This window comes from Robertmurraya mesotrionivorans (assembly GCF_050971805.1).
GTDB lineage: Bacteria > Bacillota > Bacilli > Bacillales > Cytobacillaceae > Robertmurraya_A.
The window spans coordinates 113,682-133,770 of record NZ_JBPCCH010000005.1; the positions used below are offsets into that span (position 1 = coordinate 113,682).

Genomic DNA, 20,089 nt, shown 5'->3' on the forward strand with positions numbered 1-20,089 from the left:
CCTACGATTTAATTGTCGGTTTCAAATTTCTTTTTTCAATTTCCTTCTTCAAAAACTTCGCCCATTCTTTATCCTCACCTGACTTCAATGCATTCCGATACGAGACAACTAACATTTCATTACTCATAATCTTCATTTGCAAGCCTCCTTAAAATGGACTGAATTTTCTAGCTTTTTATCATTGTATCGGGTTTTAATCCATTTGAAAACCCAAAACTCCATATTTATTGCCATAAAATTATTAATATTCTGTTACAGGATTTTCACGTAATGATTTTTTTCATGATAAAATATGGTAAATAGTTTGTATGATGGGGGAGAAGGATGGATACGATTACACTTTTTGTTTATGGTACATTACGACGACATGAAACGAATCACGGATTAATCAGAGAAGCTACTTGCATAGCTGAACAGGCATGGGTAAACGGTGAGCTTTTTGATACAGGTAACGGTTATCCTACCCTCGAACTTAATGAATCTGGTAAGGTGCATGGAGAGTTATATGAAGTTAGTAAAAACCTTTTACCTCAGCTCGACGCATTGGAGGATTATGAAGAGGGTAAAGAGTCTAACTTGTATGACAGAACAAATGTTACCGTTCATACTGATAAAGGCACTACAGTAGCGCTCGTGTATGTGAATGTGGACGAATCAAGCAAGTTCGAAAAAATCACCCACGGAGATTGGAAGTTACATAGGTTCATAAAAAATCGTCCTGAACAAGTATACTACTTTGCGTATGGTTCATGTATGGATGATGAACGATTCCGAAAAGCGGGGGTGGATTACTGTTTTAAAAACCTCGTCGGTGCTGCCGTACTAAAGGGTTACTCCATGAAATACCTTTTCAGAGTAAGTGATGGCGGAAGAGCAGATATTGTGGAAGATGGTGGTGAAACCGAAGGGTTGGTTTACTTAACTCCATACGAAGGGGTCGAGTATTTATTTGCTAGAGAGGGGTTTTATGGAGGATGGTATCGCCCTACCTTTGTAGATGTGGACATCGATGGGGAAACGTTTAAGGATGTTTTGACATTCCATGTGTATAACAAAATGCCCGAAGTGACACCACCCGACCATTATTCGACCGAAATTCTTAGAGGGGCAAAAGGAAGATTGAGCGAGCGATATTATCAATATTTACTAACGGAGCTTGATCGTCTTAAAAAGTCGAGCAATAGTTAATTTTTTATTGCACATCGGTTTAATACGAGTATCCATTGTGGTAAACACTTAATATCACCAACTTAAGAAAGTGGGTCAGAATATGAGTGGAAATCGAGACAATGGCTATTATGAGCTGGTGTATAATAATCGACAATACAACTATCTAGAGTTTATTAGATTAGATACAATATGTGAAATTAGTTATATAACTTTAAAAAATATCTTAACAGGTGAATTTTTTACCTTCGAAGAAAACAAAGTTCGAAAAGTGACAAAAAGAAATTTTCGAATTAGATCTTTTAAGAAGCAGTTATTAGAAAAAGTTGCTAAGTAGTTACTTCCTTTCTATAATAAGATAGATAATGTAAAAGGAGTGACTGTAGTGATTCATCTAAAATGGTCAGAGTCAGAAACAATAAAAAAGGTAACTTGTGTTCACACAAAAGCTGAAAAATATATTGTCGATAATAAATTAACACCAGGAAATGTGTACGAAGTAAAAAATGAAACAGAAGAATTTTACTTTATTATAGATAATAGTGGAAAAGTCGGAGGCTATTACAAGGGTTATTTTAAAGAAGCTTAACATCGGACTACATAATACTGTTAGCATGGTAGCTAACAGTATTTTCTTTTAATCTGTCATTTTTCTAATAATAGGGTGGATGTAATGAGGTTATTATTTGTAGGGATCGGTGGCTCCATTGGAAGTGTGTTGAGGTATAGTATTTACTACAATATGTTAGCCATCAATGGAGACTGGTTACCATTTTTAGGAACGCTACTTGCAAATTTGTTAGGAGCATTTGCACTAGGTTGGTTTACTTCAAGACTGTTGCTATCAAAGAAGCTCTCTGATGATTTAGCAGCTGCTATTGGGACGGGGTTAATTGGTTCTTTTACGACTTTCTCTACCTTAAGTGTGGAGCTTAGCTCGCTTTTACAGGAAGGACAATATCTTCTAGCCATATGTTATGTATTGATAAGTATGATAGGTGGCCTGGTCTGCGCATTCGGCGGCTTCCGAATAGGGCATAGAAGGGTGGCTATTCAATGAATTTCGTTCTAATCGCTGTAGGTGGGTTTATCGGAGCAAATGCTAGATATATTATTGGTCTATTTGCGAAAAAGTACATAAATGTTTCCATTCCTATCGGTACTCTCTTTATTAATGCAATAGGTTCATTACTTTTAGGTTTGTTGGTAGGTAAGGGGATAAGAGGGGACGTATACTCCTTTTTAGGAGTTGGATTTATGGGTGCTTTTACTACATTCTCTACATTCAAACTTGAACTGGTACAGCTTTGGCAATCAAAAGAACATAAAGCATTCGTCCTATATTTGATATTGAGCTACGGTTTAGGAATTGTCCTAGCTTCAATTGGATTTATGCTGGCATAAAGAGGGTCTGCTCTTAATAGAGCAGACCTTTTAGCTATGCCTTTTCTGTATTAGCTGTAAGTGATGGCGCAGGTGTTTGGTATAATTTTTTTCCTATTAGTGTTTGGATAATGAGAAAAGTACCCCCAATTGCCCAATAGAGAGGTAAAGCAGCAGGTGCATTAAATGAGAACATGACAATCATAATAGGTGAAAGAAGTCCCATGAATTTCATTTGCTGCTGTTGTTGACCACTTATGTTAGACATAGACACTTTGAATTGTAAATAATACACAATACCAGCAATAGCAGTAATCCAAATATCTGACTCACCTAAGTTGAACCATAAAAATGAGTGGGTTGCAATTTCGTGAGATCCCCGAATCGCGTAGTAAAATCCCATTAAAATAGGCATTTGAATGAGCATGGGTAGACAACCGATTGCTAACGGATTTACTCCGTGTTTTTGGTATAAACCCATCATTTCTTGCTGTAGCTTTTGTTGCTCTTTGCTATCTTTTGTTTTCTTTATTTTTGCTTGGATCACATCTAATTCAGGCTTAAGTGCCTCCATTTTCTCTTTCATCTGCTGTTGACTTTTATACTGCTTAAGCATAAGTGGCATGAGAAGAAGGCGAACAATTAATGTAAGAAATATAATAGATAAACCGAAGCTTCCGTTAAAAATCATCGCAATGGCATGAATGGCGGTTGAGAATGTGTTGACAAATACTGTTTGAAAAAATTCACTCATTTATCTTTCCTCCGTATCTTTTTTGTTTTATCTCGATGAAGGAGGAAAGAAGCTATCTGTATCATCACTACCTGCCACTTTTCGTCTAATGTAGCGACATATCCAGACGAGAGCAGGGTGTAATTGGTGAACGTACGCCCGATCATAGAAGATTTGATTCTTCTCCGAGCTAAGATCTGTCGAGGAACACACAGTGTCAAGAAAGTGATACTCTATATTCCAGATCCAAATCAATCGAAGGATTAAGCTGATCACGACAGATGCATAAATGGTATACAGTGTTGAAAAATTCGTTAAGTCAAAGAGAATCTCATCCATCGAAATCACCTCACTTCTTTTGAATGTTCTCCTTATAAGTATAGTAAATCATAAACTCCTGTGCAAATACGAAGATAATAAGGATTTATTTTGACAATTTATCTAAAATCGTGACATTTAAAGGTAGTTTCGCTATGATAGGTTAAAATGCATTTTTGAAGTTAAGGAGATTTTAGTAATGAAACGTGACTATCCAGACGATAGCTTGACCTTACATACGGATTTGTACCAAATCAATATGGCAGAAACTTATTGGGAGGATGGGATACACAACAAGAAAGCAGTATTTGACTTATATTTTAGAAATTTGCCTTTTGGAAATGGCTACGCTATTTTTGCAGGTTTAGAAAGAGTCATTGATTACATAAAAGGATTTCGGTTTACAGATAGCGATATTGAATATTTAAGAGAGGCTGCTCATTATAAGGAAGACTTTCTTGATTATTTAAAAACGTTAACCTTTACAGGAAATATCCGTTCAATGGTTGAAGGGGAAATTGCTTTTGGAAATGAGCCGTTATTAAGAGTGGAAGCTCCATTAGCAGAGGCTCAGCTCATTGAAACGGCACTGCTTAATATTATAAATTATCAAACGTTAATTGCAACGAAAGCATCGAGGATTAAACAAGTGATCGGTGATGGAGTGGGAATGGAGTTTGGTACTAGAAGAGCTCAAGAAATGGATGCAGCTATTTGGGGTACAAGAGCAGCTTTTATTGGAGGTTTCCAGGCTACCTCAAATGTTCGTGCAGGAAAGATGTTTGGCATTCCTGTAGCTGGCACCCATGCTCACTCTTTGGTCCAAGCATATAAGGATGAGTATATTGCTTTTCATAAATACGCTCGTAGACATAAGGACTGTGTGTTTTTAGTAGATACATACGACACACTACGATCAGGTGTACCAAATGCGATAAAGGTTGCTAAGGAACTTGGTGATAAAATTAATTTTCTTGGTATTCGTCTCGATAGTGGAGACCTTGCGTATCTTTCAAAAAAAGCTCGTGAAATGCTTGACGAAGCTGGATTCACGGAGACGAAAATAATTGCCTCAAACGATTTAGATGAGTACACCATCATCAACTTAAAAGCTCAAGGAGCTATGATTGATACGTGGGGAGTAGGTACAAAGCTAATCACTGCTTATGATCAAGCTGCGTTAGGTGCCGTATATAAACTCGTGGCGATAGAAGGGGAAAATGGAGAGCTCGTTGATACAATTAAAATTAGTGGTAATCCTGAGAAGGTATCTACCCCTGGTCTAAAGAGGGTATACCGGATTATTAATAATGAAAATCATAAATCCGAAGGCGATTATATTACGATGGATGAGGAACATCCAGAAGCTGAATCTAGAATTAAAATGTTCCATCCTATACACACTTATATCAGTAAGTTTATTACAAATTTCACTGCCAAGGATCTTCATGAGGATATCTTTATTAACGGAAAGCTTGTGTATGAAGTGCCTAGTTTGCTACAAATGCAAAATTACGTAAAAGAAAATCTCCAACTGTTGTGGGAGGAGTATACAAGAGCACTAAACCCAGAGGAATACCCAGTCGATTTGAGTCAAAAATGTTGGGATAACAAAATAAGAAATATAGAAGAAGTTAAGGCGAATATTAAATCTCAGAATATTAGATAAGGAGGAGAAGAGTTGAGAAACATTCAAAGTCTTATTATGAATGAGTTACATGTGAAGCCTTCTATTGATGCTCGCCAAGAGGTGAACGAACGCATTACTTTTTTAAAGGCATATGTGAAGAAAACAAACGCAAAAGGTTTAGTATTAGGAATTAGCGGGGGACAAGACAGTACCTTAGCTGGTAGATTGTCGCAGTTAGCTGTGGAGGAGCTAAGACAAGAAGGCTATGAATGTAAATTTATTGCTGTACGCTTACCTTATGGAATTCAACAAGATGAAGAAGATGCACAAAATTCTCTGAAGTTCATACAGCCGGATGAGGAATTTGTCTTTAATATTAAGGAAGCAGTAGACGCAGTGAAGTTTGAATATGATCAAAAAACGGTAGGAGAGCCGTTACGGGACTATCATAAAGGGAACGTCAAAGCGAGAATGCGGATGATTGCACAATATGCAATCGGAGGGCAGGAAGGCTTACTGGTAGTTGGAACTGACCATGCAGCCGAAGCTGTTACGGGCTTCTTTACAAAATATGGTGATGGCGGTGCAGACTTGCTGCCGCTATCTGGACTGTCAAAGAGACAAGGGCGCGAGCTACTAAAAGAACTCGGTGCTGATGAACGTCTTTATTTAAAAGTTCCAACAGCTGATTTATTGGATCAAAAGCCTGGTCAAGCCGATGAAACGGAACTCGGAATTACGTACGAGGAACTGGATGATTTTCTTGAAGGAAAAGAAGTGGCAAATGAGGTAGCAGAGAAAATTGAACAGCGATATCTCATAACAGAACATAAAAGACGACCGCCTACAACAATGTTTGATGATTGGTGGAAATAAAAAGATGGGGAGCAAAAAATTGCTCCCCATTTTCATTATGCATATTTAACTGTAGCAGTTAAAAGCTCAAGAGCCTCTTGGGCTTCTTCATCACTTGGTGGTTGAATATCCTTTAATGGATACTCCATTCCAAGAGCTTCCCATTTATATACTCCAAGCTCATGATACGGAAGAACTTCGACCTTTTTAACATTCTTAAGTGTACCGATGAATTCACCAAGTTTTTGAAGATCGTTACGATCATTTGAAATAGTTGGTACAAGAACATGGCGTATCCATACTGGAACATGATGATCAGATAAGAATTGAGCAAATTCTAGTATATGTTCATTTGCCATTCCGGTTAAGGAGATATGCTTTTTTCGGTCAATATGTTTGATATCAAGCAGAATTAAGTCGGTATATTGTAATAACTCTTTAAGATTTGCTTGAAAGTGTTCCGCGTGTGAGAAACAGCCGCCGGAAGAATCAATGGTTGTGTGTATCCCAAGCTTTTTACATTCTTTAAAGAGTTCAATTAAAAAGGGAATTTGTAGAAGCGGTTCGCCACCGCTAACAGTAATTCCGCCACCTGATGATTCGATGAAAGGTAGATATGTTTTTAAATCATCGATGATTTCGGAAACAGACATCTGTTTTCCAGTTCCGATTTCCCAAGTATCCGCATTATGACAAAATTGGCAACGAAGCAAGCAACCTTGTGTAAATACGACATAGCGAATTCCAGGTCCGTCTACTGTTCCAAATGTTTCGATTGAATGAATGTTTCCGTTCATGATGAAAAACTCCTCTCAATTATCAGGTAGGGAGATGTTAGCAATCTCCCTACATCAGTTTTTTATAGTGATCCATGGAATGTTCTGTTAATAACATCCATTTGTTGCTCTCTTGTTAACTTAATAAAGTTAACTGCGTAACCTGATACACGAATCGTTAACTGTGGGTATTCTTCTGGGTGCTCCATAGCATCAAGCAATGTTTCACGATTAAATACGTTTACGTTTAAGTGATGTCCTTGCTTAACTGAGTAGCCATCAAGAATACTTACAAGGTTATTTTCACGGCTGTCATCATCTTTCCCTAATGCTTTAGGTACGATGGAGAAAGTATTAGAAATACCGTCTAATGAGTAAGCATAAGGAAGCTTAGCAACAGATGCAAGAGAAGCTAGAGTTCCTTTTGTATCACGACCGTGCATTGGGTTTGCACCAGGAGCAAATGGCTCACCAGCGCGACGACCATCAGGTGTGTTACCTGTTTTCTTACCGTACACAACGTTAGAAGTGATTGTTAAAATTGACATAGTAGTCATAGAGTTTCTATACGTTTCGTGCTTTTTAAGCTTTTTCATGAAACGCTCAACTAAATCAACAGCGATGCTGTCCACACGATCATCATTGTTTCCGTATTTAGGGAAGTCGCCTTCAATTTCAAAGTCAACAGAAATACCGTTTTCATCACGAATTGGACGAACTTGAGCGTATTTAATCGCACTTAATGAGTCAGCAACAACACTTAGTCCAGCAATACCTGTTGCCATTGTACGAAGAATATTTGTATCGTGAAGAGCCATCTCAATTCTTTCGTAGCTGTACTTATCATGCATGTAGTGGATGATGTTTAGTGTATTAATGTAAAGACCAGCTAACCAATCCATTGTAGAATCAAATTTCGCCATAACTTCTTCATAGTCTAGGACTTCAGAAGTGATAGGGGAGAACTCTGGTGCTACTTGTAGTTTATGTTTTTCGTCTTTACCACCATTAATTGCATATAGAAGTGCTTTTGCAAGGTTTGCACGAGCACCGAAGAACTGCATTTGCTTACCAATTTCCATTGCAGACACACAGCATGCAATTCCGTAATCGTCTCCCCATTCTGGGCGCATAATATCGTCGTTTTCATATTGAATTGAACTTGTTTCGATTGACATTTTCGCACAGAACTTTTTGAAGCCTTCTGGAAGGCGAGTAGACCAAAGTACTGTTAGGTTTGGTTCTGGTGCCGGTCCTAGGTTAGTAAGAGTATGCAAGAAACGGAAAGAGTTTTTCGTTACTAATGCACGTCCGTCATTTGCAACACCACCGATTGACTCCGTTACCCAAGTTGGGTCTCCACTAAATAGTTCGTTATAATCAGGAGTACGAGCAAATTTTACTAGACGAAGCTTCATAACGAAATGGTCAACTAATTCTTGTGCTTCTTGCTCAGTAAGTACACCGTTTTCTAAATCTCTTTCAATATAAATATCTAAGAAAGTTGAAACGCGTCCAAGACTCATTGCTGCTCCGTTTTGTTCTTTAATAGCTGCCAAGTATCCGAAGTATAACCATTGGAAAGCTTCAGTTGCTGTGGTAGCCGGTTTAGAAATATCAAATCCATAGCTTGCAGCTAATTTCTTTAATTCGTTAAGGGCACGAACTTGCTCTGACAATTCTTCACGAAGCTGGATAACAGATTCCTTCATTACTGGAGTTGTGCCAGCAAGATCTTTTTTCTTTTCTTGAATCAAGAAGTCTACACCATATAAAGCAATGCGTCGGTAGTCACCGATAATCCGACCACGTCCGTATGCATCCGGTAAACCAGTAATGATACCAACCTTACGTGCCATTTTCATTTCATCAGTATAAGCATCGAATACACCTTGGTTATGTGTTTTACGGTAGTCAGTAAAGATTTTTTCAACGTCTTTATTTAATTCAAAACCGTAAGATTCACAAGACTGTTGTGCCATGCGAATTCCGCCATAAGGCTGTAAAGAGCGTTTGAACGGTTTGTCGGTTTGAACACCAACAACTTTTTCTAAATCTTGATTTAAATACCCTGCACCGTGAGAAACAATAGAAGAAACGATTTCAGTGTCCATATCAAGAACGCCACCGTTTTCTCTTTCTTGTTTTGTTAAATCCATTACTTGATCCCATAATTTTGTTGTTGCCTCAGTAGGGCCTGCGAGGAAGGAATCATTTCCTTCGTACGTTTTAAAGTTTCTTAGAATAAAGTCTCTAACGTTTACTTCTTTTCTCCAAGTACCTTCTGAAAAGCCTTTCCACTGTTCCATTTGAGTCCACCTCTTAGTAAATGTTTATATAACAGATGATACAAATACATCATACTTGAAGTATAACAGATAATTAGTGAAATACATCACATAATCTAGGTGACATTTTGACAATGTTATGAACATTAGGTTTGTCAGTGGTTCGTTATGTGACGGAATGGTGAAAAAAGAAAACTGTACTATAATGATTCGGTAAAAAATGAAATCTGTTATACAAAAAGTTATTATTAATAACACTATTGTAACGTGATAAATATCTTCGTGGTCAATTAGGTTATGTAGATATTTTGACAGTTTGATCGAGGCATATAAAAACGATTGTGCGTGTTACACACAATCGTCTACAAGTGTTAATTAACAACAATATAGGCCGTCATTGGTCCATTTGAATCTGAATCATGGTGGGTTAAGCAAACCAATCGATAGACACCCTTCTTTTGAAACTGGAGATCTAGTTCGGTTTCTTCTCCTTGAAGAATTTTACCGCTAATGTTTGTACCCTCAATTATAAACGGATGATTAGCACCGTTTATTCCCATAATCTTTAATTTTACCTTCTCACCCTTTTGAAGAAAGATGGTGCCAGGGTCAAAGCGATACGCTTCGATTTCTTTTCCATCTTTAGTTGTCGCTTCAAACTCGCCAGTGACTAAATGAATCTCTCTCGTAGAATCATTGACCGATGTTTGAACGACTGTTTCGCTGCCCATGTTTAAATAAATCCAAAGGGAGGCGGAGAAAACCAAACCTAACAGAAGAAGTGAAAAAATAATAGAACGTTTTTTGACGACTAGAAACTGCATCGTACCCCTCCAAAAAATTTATTTCTACTAATTTATATGCATCAAGGTAATGGAAACTTGTCTATACTTTTTCTATGAATGTAAATTTACGACCTTAGTATCGGTTTTTCGTTATAAAGCACGAAATATTACCTAGTTTTTCAATTTCGTAACAAATGTATAATTTATACGTTTACATGTTATTTTTTTGGTACAATCGAAAAAGACTGAATTCAAACAAGGTGTGTGCATACAGTGATAAAAAAACTATCTTTTATTTTTCTATCTATCCTTGCATTAAGTGCAAATCAAGTGTTTGCTGAGCAAATGGACGAGCTGTCCATAATAAGCGATTCGGTAATATTAATGGACTCACAATCCAATGCGGTCCTTTACTCAAAAAATGAGCATGAACGTATGTATCCTGCTAGTTTAACAAAAATTGCAACTGCCATTTACGCAATTCAAACTGTAAAAGTAGATGAAGTGGTAAAAGTAAGTAGTGAAGCTATTGAAGTTGAGGGAACTAAAGTATATTTAAATGAGGGAGAAGAAGTTACTTTAAAGAAATTGATTCAAGGTATGCTTATTAACTCAGGAAATGATGCAGCTGCTGCCATTGCCCTTCATATTGACGGTAGCATGGAGACATACGAAAAAAATATCAATGAATTTTTAAAAAATGAGGTTGGAGTTAAGGATACTCATTTTACGAATCCGCATGGACTCTTTGATGAAAACCACTATACAACAGCGTATGATTTAGGTCTAATCACGAATTACGCACTAAAAAATGAAACATTTAAAGAAATTTTCGGAACAAAAGATTTGGCTTGGGATGGTCAATCATGGGATACGACTTTGTTTACACATCATTTACTCTTGAAGGGAGAAATTCCATTCGAAGGTATTACAGGTGGAAAGACTGGTTTTGTCAATGAATCAAGGCAAACGTTAGCAACGACTGCTTCTAATGGTCAAATTGGGTTAACAGTCATTGGTTTAGGAGCTACGTATAAACGTGATATTTATAATGATACAATTAATTTGTTAAGCTTTGGATTTTCTAACTATAAAACTTCAACTATTCCTGTGAATACAACATTTGAAAGTGAAAAGGATAAGTTTGTTGTGACGGATCCGTTATATATAACAGAACCTCTTACTGGTTCTGCTGTAGTGGATGTAACAAAAGAGGGAGATTTAGCTGTATTTGATTCCTCGAATAAAGAGATCCAAACGATCTCTTTAGCTAAATATAAACTCAAAACAGCAACAGAGAGCGAATCTATCATAGGAGAAACCACATCGAGTGATACTACACCTATTATGATGAAAGCCATATCAATTGGATTAGGATTTGCGTTAATTGGAGCATTCGTAGGAATGTGGAAAAAACGAATATTGAATGGATGAAAAATAGCCATGAGTATGCTCATGGCTATTTTATATGGCTTGATAGATAAAGCATAATATACGATAAAAAGATCATCAGAAGGACCCAGGACCAAGCGAGACTACTATTACCAGACTCAAAGGCAACATATATGGCTGTTGGAAGGGTTTGGGTTTTTCCAGGTATGTTTCCAGCGAACATGAGTGTTGCTCCAAATTCCCCAAGAGCACGGGCAAACGCAAGGATAGAACCAGAAACAATTGCCTTTATACTCAACGGAAGAGCGATAAATAAAAAAACCTTCCATTCCCCAGCGCCGTCAACTCTTGCTGCATCCTCTATTTCACTATCTACCGATAAAAAACCGGTCTTACATGATTGATACATAAGAGGGAAGGCAACAACTGTTGAAGCGATTACTGCTGCCCACCAGGTAAACATAACGGGTTGCTTAAAAATTTGTTCAATGAATTGCCCTACAGGACTATTAACACCAAAAATCATGATTAATAAAAATCCAACAACGGTAGGGGGTAGGACGATAGGTAAAAGAAGTGCTGTTTCAATAATGGTTTTACCTTTAAAGAAAGATTGATACATAATCCTAGAAACGAACACTCCAGAAATAATCACAAAAAGTAGTGAAACCGAGGCAACTGTTAAGGAGAGTTGCACTGGTGACCAAAATTGTAAATTCATATAATCAATCCAATACGTTAAATCCATATTTTTTAAATACTTGTTGTGCAGCTGGTGATTGTAGAAAATCAAACAAGGATTTGCTCTCTTTGCTGTTGGTTGTATATTCTAAGACACCATAATAATACATTATAGGGGAGTGAAGAGACGGATTTATGTTTTCAGTCACTTCTACTTTCTTTGATGTTAAGGCATCTGTTTTATAAACCATTCCAGCATCCACATTTTTCGTTTCTACATATGTAAGAACTTGAGAAACATCTTTCGTATATATTAGTTTGTCTTCAATTAGATTCCATAATTTAGCGTTTTGCAATACTTCCTTCGCATAACTTCCAGCAGGTACCGTTTCTGGTATTCCTATAGCAATTTTTTTAATTGACTGATCCTGAAGATTAGAGAGTCTCAAATGAATACTGTTATCATTCTTCGGTGTAATTAGAACAAGGGAATTAGCTACTAACGGAGAGTGGTAATTAGTAAGTATTTTTTGTTTTTCTACTAACTCATCTACATGATCCTTTGATGCTGAAATAAATAGATCAACAGGTGCTCCTTGAATAATTTGTTCCTTTAATGCTCCAGAACCACCAAAGTTAAATAGAAGCTCAACCTGATGATTTTGTTCGTATAATTCTTTAAGCTCAGTTAACACATCTTTCATACTTGCTGCAGCTGAGATCGTCAATTGAATAGGTTCCTCTTTTTCTTGGCTGCAGGAACTTAATAAGCTAAACAAGCATGAAATGAGGATGGCAATGGTTATTTTTCTCACAAGTAAAGAAGCCTCCTATTTATTATGCATACAAAAAATTATAGCGAAATTTAGACAGTTGTGACAGAGACAATTAAAAAAAGTTGTCTAAGGGTTCGGATAAAAACCATAGAAATATAAGAAAATAACAGAGGAGGTGTTTTCATTATGTCAAATAGAAAAAAAGATCCTTCTACCGTTGGATTAAGTTCTCCGCAAGTTGAAGGGCAAGGCACGACAGAAAATGAAATGGCTGGGACAAAAAAAGATAGTGCAAGACGAAAAACAAAAAGACATTAAAAGAGAGCCAATTGGCTCTCTTTTAAATTTATTTATACATTTCTTCTACTTGTTTTTGAATCTCACTATTTTCTAAATACTCATCATAAGTCATTTGCTTATCTACGATGCCGTTCGGTGTAATTTCAATAATTCTATTTGCAATGGTTTGGATAAATTGATGGTCATGTGATGCAAACATAAGTGAACCTTTAAAGTTTATTAACCCATTATTTACAGAGGTGATGGATTCTAAGTCAAGGTGGTTAGTTGGCTCATCTAAAAGAAGTACATTCGCACCACTTAACATCATCTTAGAAAGCATACAGCGCACTTTTTCTCCTCCAGAAAGAACACTAGCTTTCTTTAATACTTCTTCACCTGAAAATAACATTCTTCCCAAAAACCCACGAAGGAAGCTTTCACTTTGATCCACTGGAGAGAACTGGCGTAACCAATCGACCAGGTTAAGCTCACTTCCTTCAAAGTAAGAAGTGTTGTCTTTTGGGAAATACGCCTGAGAAGTAGTTACACCCCATTTATACGTACCACTGTCAGCTTCCATTTCTCCCGTCAAAATCTTGAATAAGGTTGTTTTAGCAAGTTCATTTGCTCCAACAAGTGCAATTTTATCTTCCTTATTCATTACAAAGCTAACATTGTTTAAAACTTTTTCTCCGTCGATTGTTTTTGTTATTCCTTCAACACGTAACAGGTCGTTTCCAATTTCTCTTTCAGGAGTAAAACCAACATACGGATATTTTCTAGAGGATGGACGAATGTCATCCAAAGAAATTTTATCAAGTAATTTTTTTCTTGATGTTGCTTGCTTTGATTTAGATGCGTTAGCACTAAATCTCGCGATAAATGCTTGAAGTTCTTTAATTTTTTCTTCTTTTTTCTTATTTTGGTCCTGAGCCATTCTTTGTGCTAGCTGGCTTGACTCATACCAGAAATCGTAGTTTCCAACGTAGATTTGGATTTTCGAAAAGTCTAAGTCCGCAATATGCGTACATACCTTATTAAGGAAATGTCTATCATGGGAAACAACAATAACGGTATTTTCAAAGTTAATTAGAAATTCTTCTAACCATTGGATTGCTTTTATGTCTAGGTGGTTCGTCGGCTCGTCAAGTAAAAGAACATCTGGCTTACCAAATAGAGCTTGCGCAAGAAGTACCTTTACTTTATCGGAACCTGAAATATCTGCCATCTTTTTCGTGTGAAGGTCCTCAGTGATTCCAAGCCCTTTTAATAAAATGGCAGCTTCTGATTCGGCTTCCCAACCATTTAGCTCGGCAAATTCTCCTTCAAGCTCAGCAGCTTTCATTCCGTCTTCATCTGTAAAGTCCGCTTTCATATAAATAGCATCTTTTTCCTGCATAACTTCATATAGACGCTTATGGCCCATGATAACGACTTTCATTACTTCTTCTTCTTCGAATTCATAGTGGTTTTGCTTTAAAACTGCCAATCTTTCTCCAGGTCCAAGCGAAACTTGACCGGTTTGTGACTCTATTTCACCAGAAAGGATTTTTAAAAATGTTGATTTTCCTGCACCGTTTGCTCCAATTAATCCGTAGCAATTACCAGGAGTGAATTTAATATTTACATCTTCAAATAGTTTACGGTCACCATATCGTAGGCTTACGTCTGTTACTGTAATCATTTCTTTTCCTCCAAACAAAATAAACAATAATTTTCATTATAACACTTTTTACTGGTTGTTCGCATGAAATTCTATATCATCATCATTGCCAAAAAAATCAACCTTAAATAAAAGTTTTATTTTCATAGAAAAAAATGATGAAATTTCATATTTTTTTCATATTTATCATGTACAATAAAGCTAATCAGATCGGAAAAGGAGTCTTTAATATGGCTAAAAAACAATTAATAGACTTAGTTAATCGGTTAAAGGGGTCAGGAATCAAGGTAAGCTTTTCAAAACCTCGCCCAAAATCAATTCTCCTACTACAGCAACAGGCGAAATTATCTTCTACAACAAATTAATAAAACGAGCGGCTATTGACGCCGCTCGTTTTATTGTATTTCCTTCATAATTTTATGAAAGACATCTTCTCGATTAAAATCATCACCCATAGGGAATTTCTTAATAAATTTATTGTTTTCATCTACTAGAAAAACGAAAGTAGAGTGGACATAGAATCCATCACCTGGATCTCTATATTGAAACTGAAAGGTATTGGCTAAACGTTCAATATCCTTTTGGTCTTCCTTAATATTATTGGGGTCTCCAGTTAAGAATATCCAGTTTCCATCGTCTTTAATTTCAAAATGGGACATGTGACTTTTCATCACTTCTGGTGTGTCACGATAGGAATCAATACTAACGGTTAGAAATTGAATCTTATCTCCGAATACGCCTTCCTCTTCAAGATCCTTTTTTAATTGATTCATTTTCAATGTTGTGGTTGGACAAATATCAGGACAATGCGTATACATGAATTCAACAAGTTTTATTTTTTTCTCTGTTTTACTAAAATCAAAGCTTTCATTGTTCATTGTCGTTAAAACGATATCGTCAGGAATTGTTGCATTGGCATCACGAATTAGAAAAAAGGATATACCAGCAGTTATACCAACGATGATAATAATTGAACAAATCATATATATTTTCTTCATGAACATCCCCCCTCTATTTAAGATAATGAATCTTGAAGGAAAATCCTATGGACATATTGTGAACATATTTAATTGATCCCATATAGGACATTCATCTATACCGTTGACATCCCGTCTGAATACACTAGGAGTGAAAAGGCTATAGAGGAGGGTTAAATATCATGAGTGGAAATTATGGAGGCGGCTTCGCTTTAATCGTTGTCCTGTTTATCTTGCTAATCGTTGTTGGGGCAGGATTCTTCGGTGGAGGCTACGGCTACTAATATTTGTTTATAAAAAAAGCGAGAGGGAAGACCCTCTCGCTTTTCTTGTGGTTATTAATTCATACCGATCCATACACTCTTAACTTCGGTATAGTTGTTGAGTGCATAAGAGCCCATTTCACGACCAAGACCAGATTGCTTATAACCACCGAATGGAGAAGCGGCATCAAATGCGTTGTAGCAGTTAACCCAAACCGTTCCAGCTCGTAAATTGTTGGCTACGTAGTGTGCTTGAGCTACGTCACGTGTCCATAACCCAGCAGCTAAGCCGTATTCACTTTGATTAGCACGAGCAATAAGCTCATCTAAGTCTTCATATGGAAGGGCAGAAATAACAGGACCAAATATTTCTTCTTTAGCGATCGTCATTTGGTCACTAACATTGGCGAAGATCGTTGGTGAAACAAAGTATCCTTGCTCAAATGGACTATTTCCACCAACTAATAGCTCGGCTCCTTCATCAATTCCTTTTTCAATATACCCAAGAACGCGTTTTTGTTGTGTACTTGAAACAAGAGGTCCAATCTGTGTGTCAGAGTGTAGACCTGCCCCCTGCTTTATATTCTTCGCATGACTCACCATATCAGCAACAACATTATCAAATTGCTTTTTCTGAATAAAGACACGAGAACCCGCACAGCACACTTGACCTTGGTTAAACATAACCCCATTTAGTGCTCCAGGAATTGCTTTTGAAAGATCAGCATCTGGCAGCAAGATGTTTGGCGATTTTCCGCCTAGTTCTAGGGTTACTCTCTTTAAGGTTTTTGCTGCTCTCTCCATAATCATTTTCCCAATTTCAGTTGAACCTGTGAAAGCAATTTTATCAACTTGTGGATGGTCAACAAGCGGTTGACCTGCTGTTTCACCGAATCCAGGAATGATATTGACAACACCTGGAGGGAAGCCTGCCTCTTGAATTAACTCAGCTAAGTATAAGGCAGAAAGAGGTGTTTGCTCAGCTGGTTTTAGTACGACTGTACATCCTGTTGCTAGTGCAGCACCTAGCTTCCACATTGCCATTAGAAGAGGGAAATTCCAAGGGATAATTTGTCCAACAACCCCGACCGCTTCGTGTCGTGTATAGTTAAAGTACGGCCCATTAACCGGAATAGTTTGCCCAACAATTTTTGTTGCCCAGCCAGCATAATATCGCATATGTTCAACAGCTAAAGGAATATCAGCATTCGTTGTTTCTCTAATTGGTTTACCGTTATCCAATGTCTCAAGTTGAGCCAGTTCAGCTGCATTTTCTTCCATTAGGTCAGCAAGCTTATACATTAATCTACTTCTTTGAGCGCTACCCATTTTTGACCAAGGACCTTCATCGAAAGCTTTTCTAGCTGCCTTCACAGCGAGGTCTACATCTACTTCATTGGCTTCAAAAACAGTTGCAAGCACTTCGCCAGTAGCAGGGTTATAGGTTTCGAATGTCTTTTGAGTTTGACTCTCGACGAATTCACCATTAATAAAGAGCTTCTTTTTACCTGATAGGAACTTTTCTACTTTTTCATGCAATTGAACAGTTAATTGACTCATTGTTTCCCTCCCGCTATTAAATGGTTAAGTAATTTCCAAACTATGACAACGCTTACAACGTTAATACTATCATTTTATAAAACTACTTTTCAATCATAAATATAGGGAATATTCCGATAATGTTTGACACGATTTTTCGACAAAAATAAAATAATCGCCTAAAATAGGCGATTACGATTAATCAATATTACAATATTCAATCGGACAGTTCTCACAATCTATTTCTTTTTTTAAATAATCTAGGTCATGGACAGTAATTATTTTTTTGCTAATAGATATAATATGGTTCTTTCTTAATTCAGTCAGCATTCTACTAACGCTTTCTCTTGCTGTACCACAGAAATTCGCTAGATCTTGATTTGTTAATGGAACCGATATTTCAATTCCATTTTCTCTTAATACACCATAACTATTACATAACCGGATAATGGTAGAATAGAGTGCACCTTTTTTTCCATTTAACACCAAATCACGAAACTTAGTAATGGTTTTTCTTATATGATCATTCATCCATCGGAGGAATTCAAAAGCCAACTGGCTATTTTTAAAAAAGGCTTGTTCAAGATCAGCAATATTAATGGCTGCTGCTTCACCATTTTCTATTATTTTAGCATTAAATATATACCTTGGATCCACAGTAAATAAGGTTAGTTCCCCTACAATATCATTATGCTTACAAAGTCTTAAACTCAGTTCATTTCCTTCGGCGTTCATTTTAGATATTTGAACCTTACCTGATAAGATAATATACATTTCTCTTGCTTCTTGTCCTTCTTTAAACAGATAGCTTCCTTTTTTTATAGGTACAATTCGTTCAGCCGATTTTAATAATTCGCCAAGTTCGTAGGACAATTCTTCCTTATATTTTTGATTCACCATCGGTATCCTCCTTTAAGCGCTGGCCATATATTTTATTTAAAAGAATGTCATGTAGCTGGTCAATATAGTTTACTTAATAAAGAGTTAACGTTTTGTGACAGAAATCACGTTAAATTTAAAATCTCTTTAAAAGAGTGATATTTGTAACAGGGGAGTAAGGGGAGTTTTTAATATTCCTATATTGAAAACCCTAGTTTTCAATACTTAAATGATGAAAAAGGGAATATGTAACCGCTTCATAAAGAGTCACGAAGCGTTCAATAGTTTTTCTATTAACAAAAGCAGGAATGAGGGGTAAAATGACAGTAAATATTGTGACGTTTTTCACATTTTGAAAAGAGAAAGGATCCTGAACATGTATAATGAGCTTACACCCATTGAGGAAGCGGCATTAAACGCTAAGAAAAAAAGAGATACTTGGATGTCTTCTAAACTACATTACTTTATTAAAGCGATGCTTGCTGGGGTCTATATTGGTTTCGGAATCATGGTATCTTATAAGACTGGGGAATTTTTCTTTGATGCCGGGTCTCCATCTGCCATGATGTTGGTAGCTATTTTCTTTGGGACTGCACTAGTAATGATTATTTATGGTGGGGCGGAGTTGTTTACTAGTAACACAATGACAATGACCATCGGAACGTTAAAAAAGGAAACTACCTGGTATGAGACGTTCCAAGTCTGGGTGGCCTGTTACTTTGGAAATTTAGCAGGTGCATTGTTTTTTTCTCTTCTGATCATGCTATCAGGTTTATTTTTATCACCAGACAAATCGCAGCTTTTGATGGACGTTGCAAGTTATAAGATGCACGGACATACATTGGAAATCTTTTTTCGTGCGATTCTTTGTAATTGGCTCGTATGTTTGGCCATTTGGTTACCAATGCATGTAAAAGGTGACGTAGCAAAAGTCCTTTTAACCCTCTTACTTGTATTTGGTTTTGTTATCTCAGGCTATGAACACAGCATTGCAAATATGGCACTATTTGGTATTGCACTAATGGTTCCACATCCAGAAACGATTACAATAGGGTCAGCTATCCATAACATCATACCTGTAACCATTGGAAATTTAATTGGCGGAAGTATTTTTGTCGGAGCTTTCTATGTGTACCTAAATAAAAAGCCTGTTGTTAAAGATAAGAAAGTACTAGAAAATGAAGTTTCTTTTTCCGTTTCAGAGAAGAGAGTAGCGAAAATGTAAGAATTTAATGGTATGCAATCACTCCTTGATATAGTTCAAGGAGTTTTTTTGATGGAGAAGCCCTGTGCGTTTGTACGTACGTCACTCCCAGTGGTCACATATGATAAATGTGTACAAACCATCGGAGGTGAGAAAGTGTCAAATAGAAACTACTATGAAATGTGCCGTGGCGGTGTTGGAAGACCAGTAAGAATAACAACAAGAGATGGTAGAACTCATACTGGAATGATCCATCGTGTTACTAATTCAAGAGTATATCTACAACCATTTGGACAAGGAAATAGAGGGAATTACGGAGGATTTGCTTATCCATGGGGAAGAAGAGGTTATGGATATGGCTACGGTGGTTTTGCTGCAGGCATTGCTATTGGAGCAATCATTGGACTTGCATTCCTGCCATTCTTTTTCTGGTAAGTTTGTTAATTAGTGAAAACGCCCATACAGGACAACTTTGCCACACATATACTGCCGATAGAT

General features: G+C 36.9%; 24 protein-coding genes. 12 read left to right on the forward strand and 12 right to left on the reverse strand.

The genetic code is table 11. The annotated features are described in order from the left end of the window. Window position 1: 1 nt before the first annotated feature. Complete coding sequence (gene sda, locus ACRX5O_RS10900; protein WP_430773384.1) at window positions 2-136, reverse strand: sporulation histidine kinase inhibitor Sda; 135 nt, start codon at window positions 134-136, stop codon at window positions 2-4. A gap of 188 nt (window positions 137-324) precedes the next feature. Here sda and ACRX5O_RS10905 point away from each other — a divergent pair, with 188 nt between their 5' ends. The 4 genes from ACRX5O_RS10905 to crcB (ACRX5O_RS10920) all read left to right on the forward strand — a co-directional run bounded on the left by ACRX5O_RS10905 (window position 325) and on the right by crcB (ACRX5O_RS10920) (window position 2,571). Then, window positions 325-1,188, forward strand: coding sequence for a gamma-glutamylcyclotransferase family protein (locus tag ACRX5O_RS10905; protein ID WP_433905979.1), 864 nt, complete (start codon window positions 325-327; stop codon window positions 1,186-1,188). 364 nt (window positions 1,189-1,552) lie between these two features. Continuing rightward, entirely contained in the window at window positions 1,553-1,756 is a 204-nt protein-coding gene (locus ACRX5O_RS10910; protein ID WP_433905980.1) for a DUF6501 family protein, read from the forward strand. Between the two features lie 84 nt (window positions 1,757-1,840). Beyond that, on the forward strand, window positions 1,841-2,227 hold the full coding sequence (crcB, locus tag ACRX5O_RS10915; RefSeq protein WP_433905981.1) for a fluoride efflux transporter CrcB: 387 nt from the start codon (window positions 1,841-1,843) through the stop codon (window positions 2,225-2,227). Next, window positions 2,224-2,571, forward strand: a complete 348-nt coding sequence (gene crcB / locus ACRX5O_RS10920; RefSeq protein ID WP_433905982.1) for a fluoride efflux transporter CrcB — start codon at window positions 2,224-2,226, stop codon at window positions 2,569-2,571. The genes crcB (ACRX5O_RS10915) and crcB (ACRX5O_RS10920) overlap by 4 nt, the downstream gene beginning before the upstream one ends. Window positions 2,572-2,605: 34 nt before the next feature. On the opposite strand, the gene yidC is transcribed toward crcB (ACRX5O_RS10920), so the two are convergent. Beyond that, the gene (yidC, locus tag ACRX5O_RS10925; protein WP_433905983.1) at window positions 2,606-3,304 is read right to left on the reverse strand and encodes a membrane protein insertase YidC; all 699 of its coding nucleotides are present in this window, start codon (window positions 3,302-3,304) and stop codon (window positions 2,606-2,608) included. Window positions 3,305-3,331: 27 nt separating this feature from the next. Next, window positions 3,332-3,622 carry a hypothetical protein gene (locus ACRX5O_RS10930; RefSeq protein ID WP_433905984.1) on the reverse strand — a complete coding sequence of 97 codons (291 nt, stop codon included), beginning with the start codon at window positions 3,620-3,622 and terminating at the stop codon, window positions 3,332-3,334. Between the two features lie 178 nt (window positions 3,623-3,800). On the opposite strand from ACRX5O_RS10930, the gene ACRX5O_RS10935 reads away from it, so the two are divergent. Together ACRX5O_RS10935 and nadE are read left to right on the forward strand one after the other, a co-directional pair. Further along, the gene (locus tag ACRX5O_RS10935) at window positions 3,801-5,270 is read left to right on the forward strand and encodes a nicotinate phosphoribosyltransferase (protein WP_433905985.1); all 1,470 of its coding nucleotides are present in this window, start codon (window positions 3,801-3,803) and stop codon (window positions 5,268-5,270) included. A 36-nt stretch (window positions 5,271-5,306) separates the two neighbouring features. Continuing rightward, window positions 5,307-6,107, forward strand: coding sequence for an NAD(+) synthase (gene nadE, locus ACRX5O_RS10940; protein WP_490885383.1), 801 nt, complete (start codon window positions 5,307-5,309; stop codon window positions 6,105-6,107). A 35-nt stretch (window positions 6,108-6,142) separates the two neighbouring features. On the opposite strand, the gene pflA is transcribed toward nadE, so the two are convergent. The 3 genes from pflA to ACRX5O_RS10955 all read right to left on the reverse strand — a co-directional run bounded on the left by pflA (window position 6,143) and on the right by ACRX5O_RS10955 (window position 9,974). After that, window positions 6,143-6,883: a pyruvate formate-lyase-activating protein gene (gene pflA / locus ACRX5O_RS10945; protein WP_433905987.1), complete on the reverse strand. Its 741-nt coding sequence runs from the start codon at window positions 6,881-6,883 to the stop codon at window positions 6,143-6,145. A 62-nt stretch (window positions 6,884-6,945) separates the two neighbouring features. Next, the gene (gene pflB, locus ACRX5O_RS10950; RefSeq protein ID WP_433905988.1) at window positions 6,946-9,171 is read right to left on the reverse strand and encodes a formate C-acetyltransferase; all 2,226 of its coding nucleotides are present in this window, start codon (window positions 9,169-9,171) and stop codon (window positions 6,946-6,948) included. A 350-nt stretch (window positions 9,172-9,521) separates the two neighbouring features. Beyond that, window positions 9,522-9,974 carry a cupredoxin domain-containing protein gene (locus ACRX5O_RS10955; RefSeq protein ID WP_433905989.1) on the reverse strand — a complete coding sequence of 151 codons (453 nt, stop codon included), beginning with the start codon at window positions 9,972-9,974 and terminating at the stop codon, window positions 9,522-9,524. A 234-nt stretch (window positions 9,975-10,208) separates the two neighbouring features. Between ACRX5O_RS10955 and ACRX5O_RS10960 the strand changes: the two genes are divergently transcribed. After that, window positions 10,209-11,369 (forward strand): D-alanyl-D-alanine carboxypeptidase family protein, encoded by a 1,161-nt coding sequence (locus tag ACRX5O_RS10960; RefSeq protein ID WP_433905990.1) that lies wholly within the window; start codon window positions 10,209-10,211, stop codon window positions 11,367-11,369. Between the two features lie 25 nt (window positions 11,370-11,394). Here ACRX5O_RS10960 and modB read toward each other — a convergent pair whose 3' ends face one another. Beyond that, complete coding sequence (gene modB, locus ACRX5O_RS10965; RefSeq protein ID WP_433905991.1) at window positions 11,395-12,048, reverse strand: molybdate ABC transporter permease subunit; 654 nt, start codon at window positions 12,046-12,048, stop codon at window positions 11,395-11,397. A 4-nt stretch (window positions 12,049-12,052) separates the two neighbouring features. Further along, window positions 12,053-12,823 carry a molybdate ABC transporter substrate-binding protein gene (modA, locus tag ACRX5O_RS10970; RefSeq protein WP_433905992.1) on the reverse strand — a complete coding sequence of 257 codons (771 nt, stop codon included), beginning with the start codon at window positions 12,821-12,823 and terminating at the stop codon, window positions 12,053-12,055. 147 nt (window positions 12,824-12,970) lie between these two features. Between modA and ACRX5O_RS10975 the strand changes: the two genes are divergently transcribed. Continuing rightward, complete coding sequence (locus ACRX5O_RS10975) at window positions 12,971-13,102, forward strand: YuzL family protein (protein ID WP_119708670.1); 132 nt, start codon at window positions 12,971-12,973, stop codon at window positions 13,100-13,102. A gap of 28 nt (window positions 13,103-13,130) precedes the next feature. Here the strand turns inward: ACRX5O_RS10975 and ACRX5O_RS10980 are convergent, their stop codons facing one another. Continuing rightward, window positions 13,131-14,750, reverse strand: coding sequence for an ABC-F family ATP-binding cassette domain-containing protein (locus ACRX5O_RS10980; protein WP_433905993.1), 1,620 nt, complete (start codon window positions 14,748-14,750; stop codon window positions 13,131-13,133). Between the two features lie 209 nt (window positions 14,751-14,959). Here ACRX5O_RS10980 and ACRX5O_RS10985 point away from each other — a divergent pair, with 209 nt between their 5' ends. Continuing rightward, the gene (locus ACRX5O_RS10985) at window positions 14,960-15,094 is read left to right on the forward strand and encodes a hypothetical protein (RefSeq protein ID WP_276131113.1); all 135 of its coding nucleotides are present in this window, start codon (window positions 14,960-14,962) and stop codon (window positions 15,092-15,094) included. Between the two features lie 30 nt (window positions 15,095-15,124). Here ACRX5O_RS10985 and ACRX5O_RS10990 read toward each other — a convergent pair whose 3' ends face one another. Next, window positions 15,125-15,727, reverse strand: coding sequence for an SCO family protein (locus ACRX5O_RS10990; RefSeq protein ID WP_433905994.1), 603 nt, complete (start codon window positions 15,725-15,727; stop codon window positions 15,125-15,127). 161 nt (window positions 15,728-15,888) lie between these two features. On the opposite strand from ACRX5O_RS10990, the gene ACRX5O_RS10995 reads away from it, so the two are divergent. Beyond that, the gene (locus ACRX5O_RS10995; protein WP_119708667.1) at window positions 15,889-15,990 is read left to right on the forward strand and encodes a YjcZ family sporulation protein; all 102 of its coding nucleotides are present in this window, start codon (window positions 15,889-15,891) and stop codon (window positions 15,988-15,990) included. A gap of 54 nt (window positions 15,991-16,044) precedes the next feature. On the opposite strand, the gene ACRX5O_RS11000 is transcribed toward ACRX5O_RS10995, so the two are convergent. Then, window positions 16,045-17,529: an aldehyde dehydrogenase family protein gene (locus ACRX5O_RS11000; protein WP_433905995.1), complete on the reverse strand. Its 1,485-nt coding sequence runs from the start codon at window positions 17,527-17,529 to the stop codon at window positions 16,045-16,047. 177 nt (window positions 17,530-17,706) lie between these two features. Beyond that, window positions 17,707-18,408: a Crp/Fnr family transcriptional regulator gene (locus ACRX5O_RS11005; protein ID WP_119708665.1), complete on the reverse strand. Its 702-nt coding sequence runs from the start codon at window positions 18,406-18,408 to the stop codon at window positions 17,707-17,709. Window positions 18,409-18,763: 355 nt separating this feature from the next. Between ACRX5O_RS11005 and ACRX5O_RS11010 the strand changes: the two genes are divergently transcribed. Both ACRX5O_RS11010 and ACRX5O_RS11015 read left to right on the forward strand, forming a co-directional pair. Continuing rightward, the gene (locus ACRX5O_RS11010; RefSeq protein WP_433905996.1) at window positions 18,764-19,612 is read left to right on the forward strand and encodes a formate/nitrite transporter family protein; all 849 of its coding nucleotides are present in this window, start codon (window positions 18,764-18,766) and stop codon (window positions 19,610-19,612) included. Between the two features lie 51 nt (window positions 19,613-19,663). Further along, window positions 19,664-20,026, forward strand: a complete 363-nt coding sequence (locus ACRX5O_RS11015) for a hypothetical protein (protein WP_433905997.1) — start codon at window positions 19,664-19,666, stop codon at window positions 20,024-20,026. Window positions 20,027-20,089: the final 63 nt, after the last annotated feature.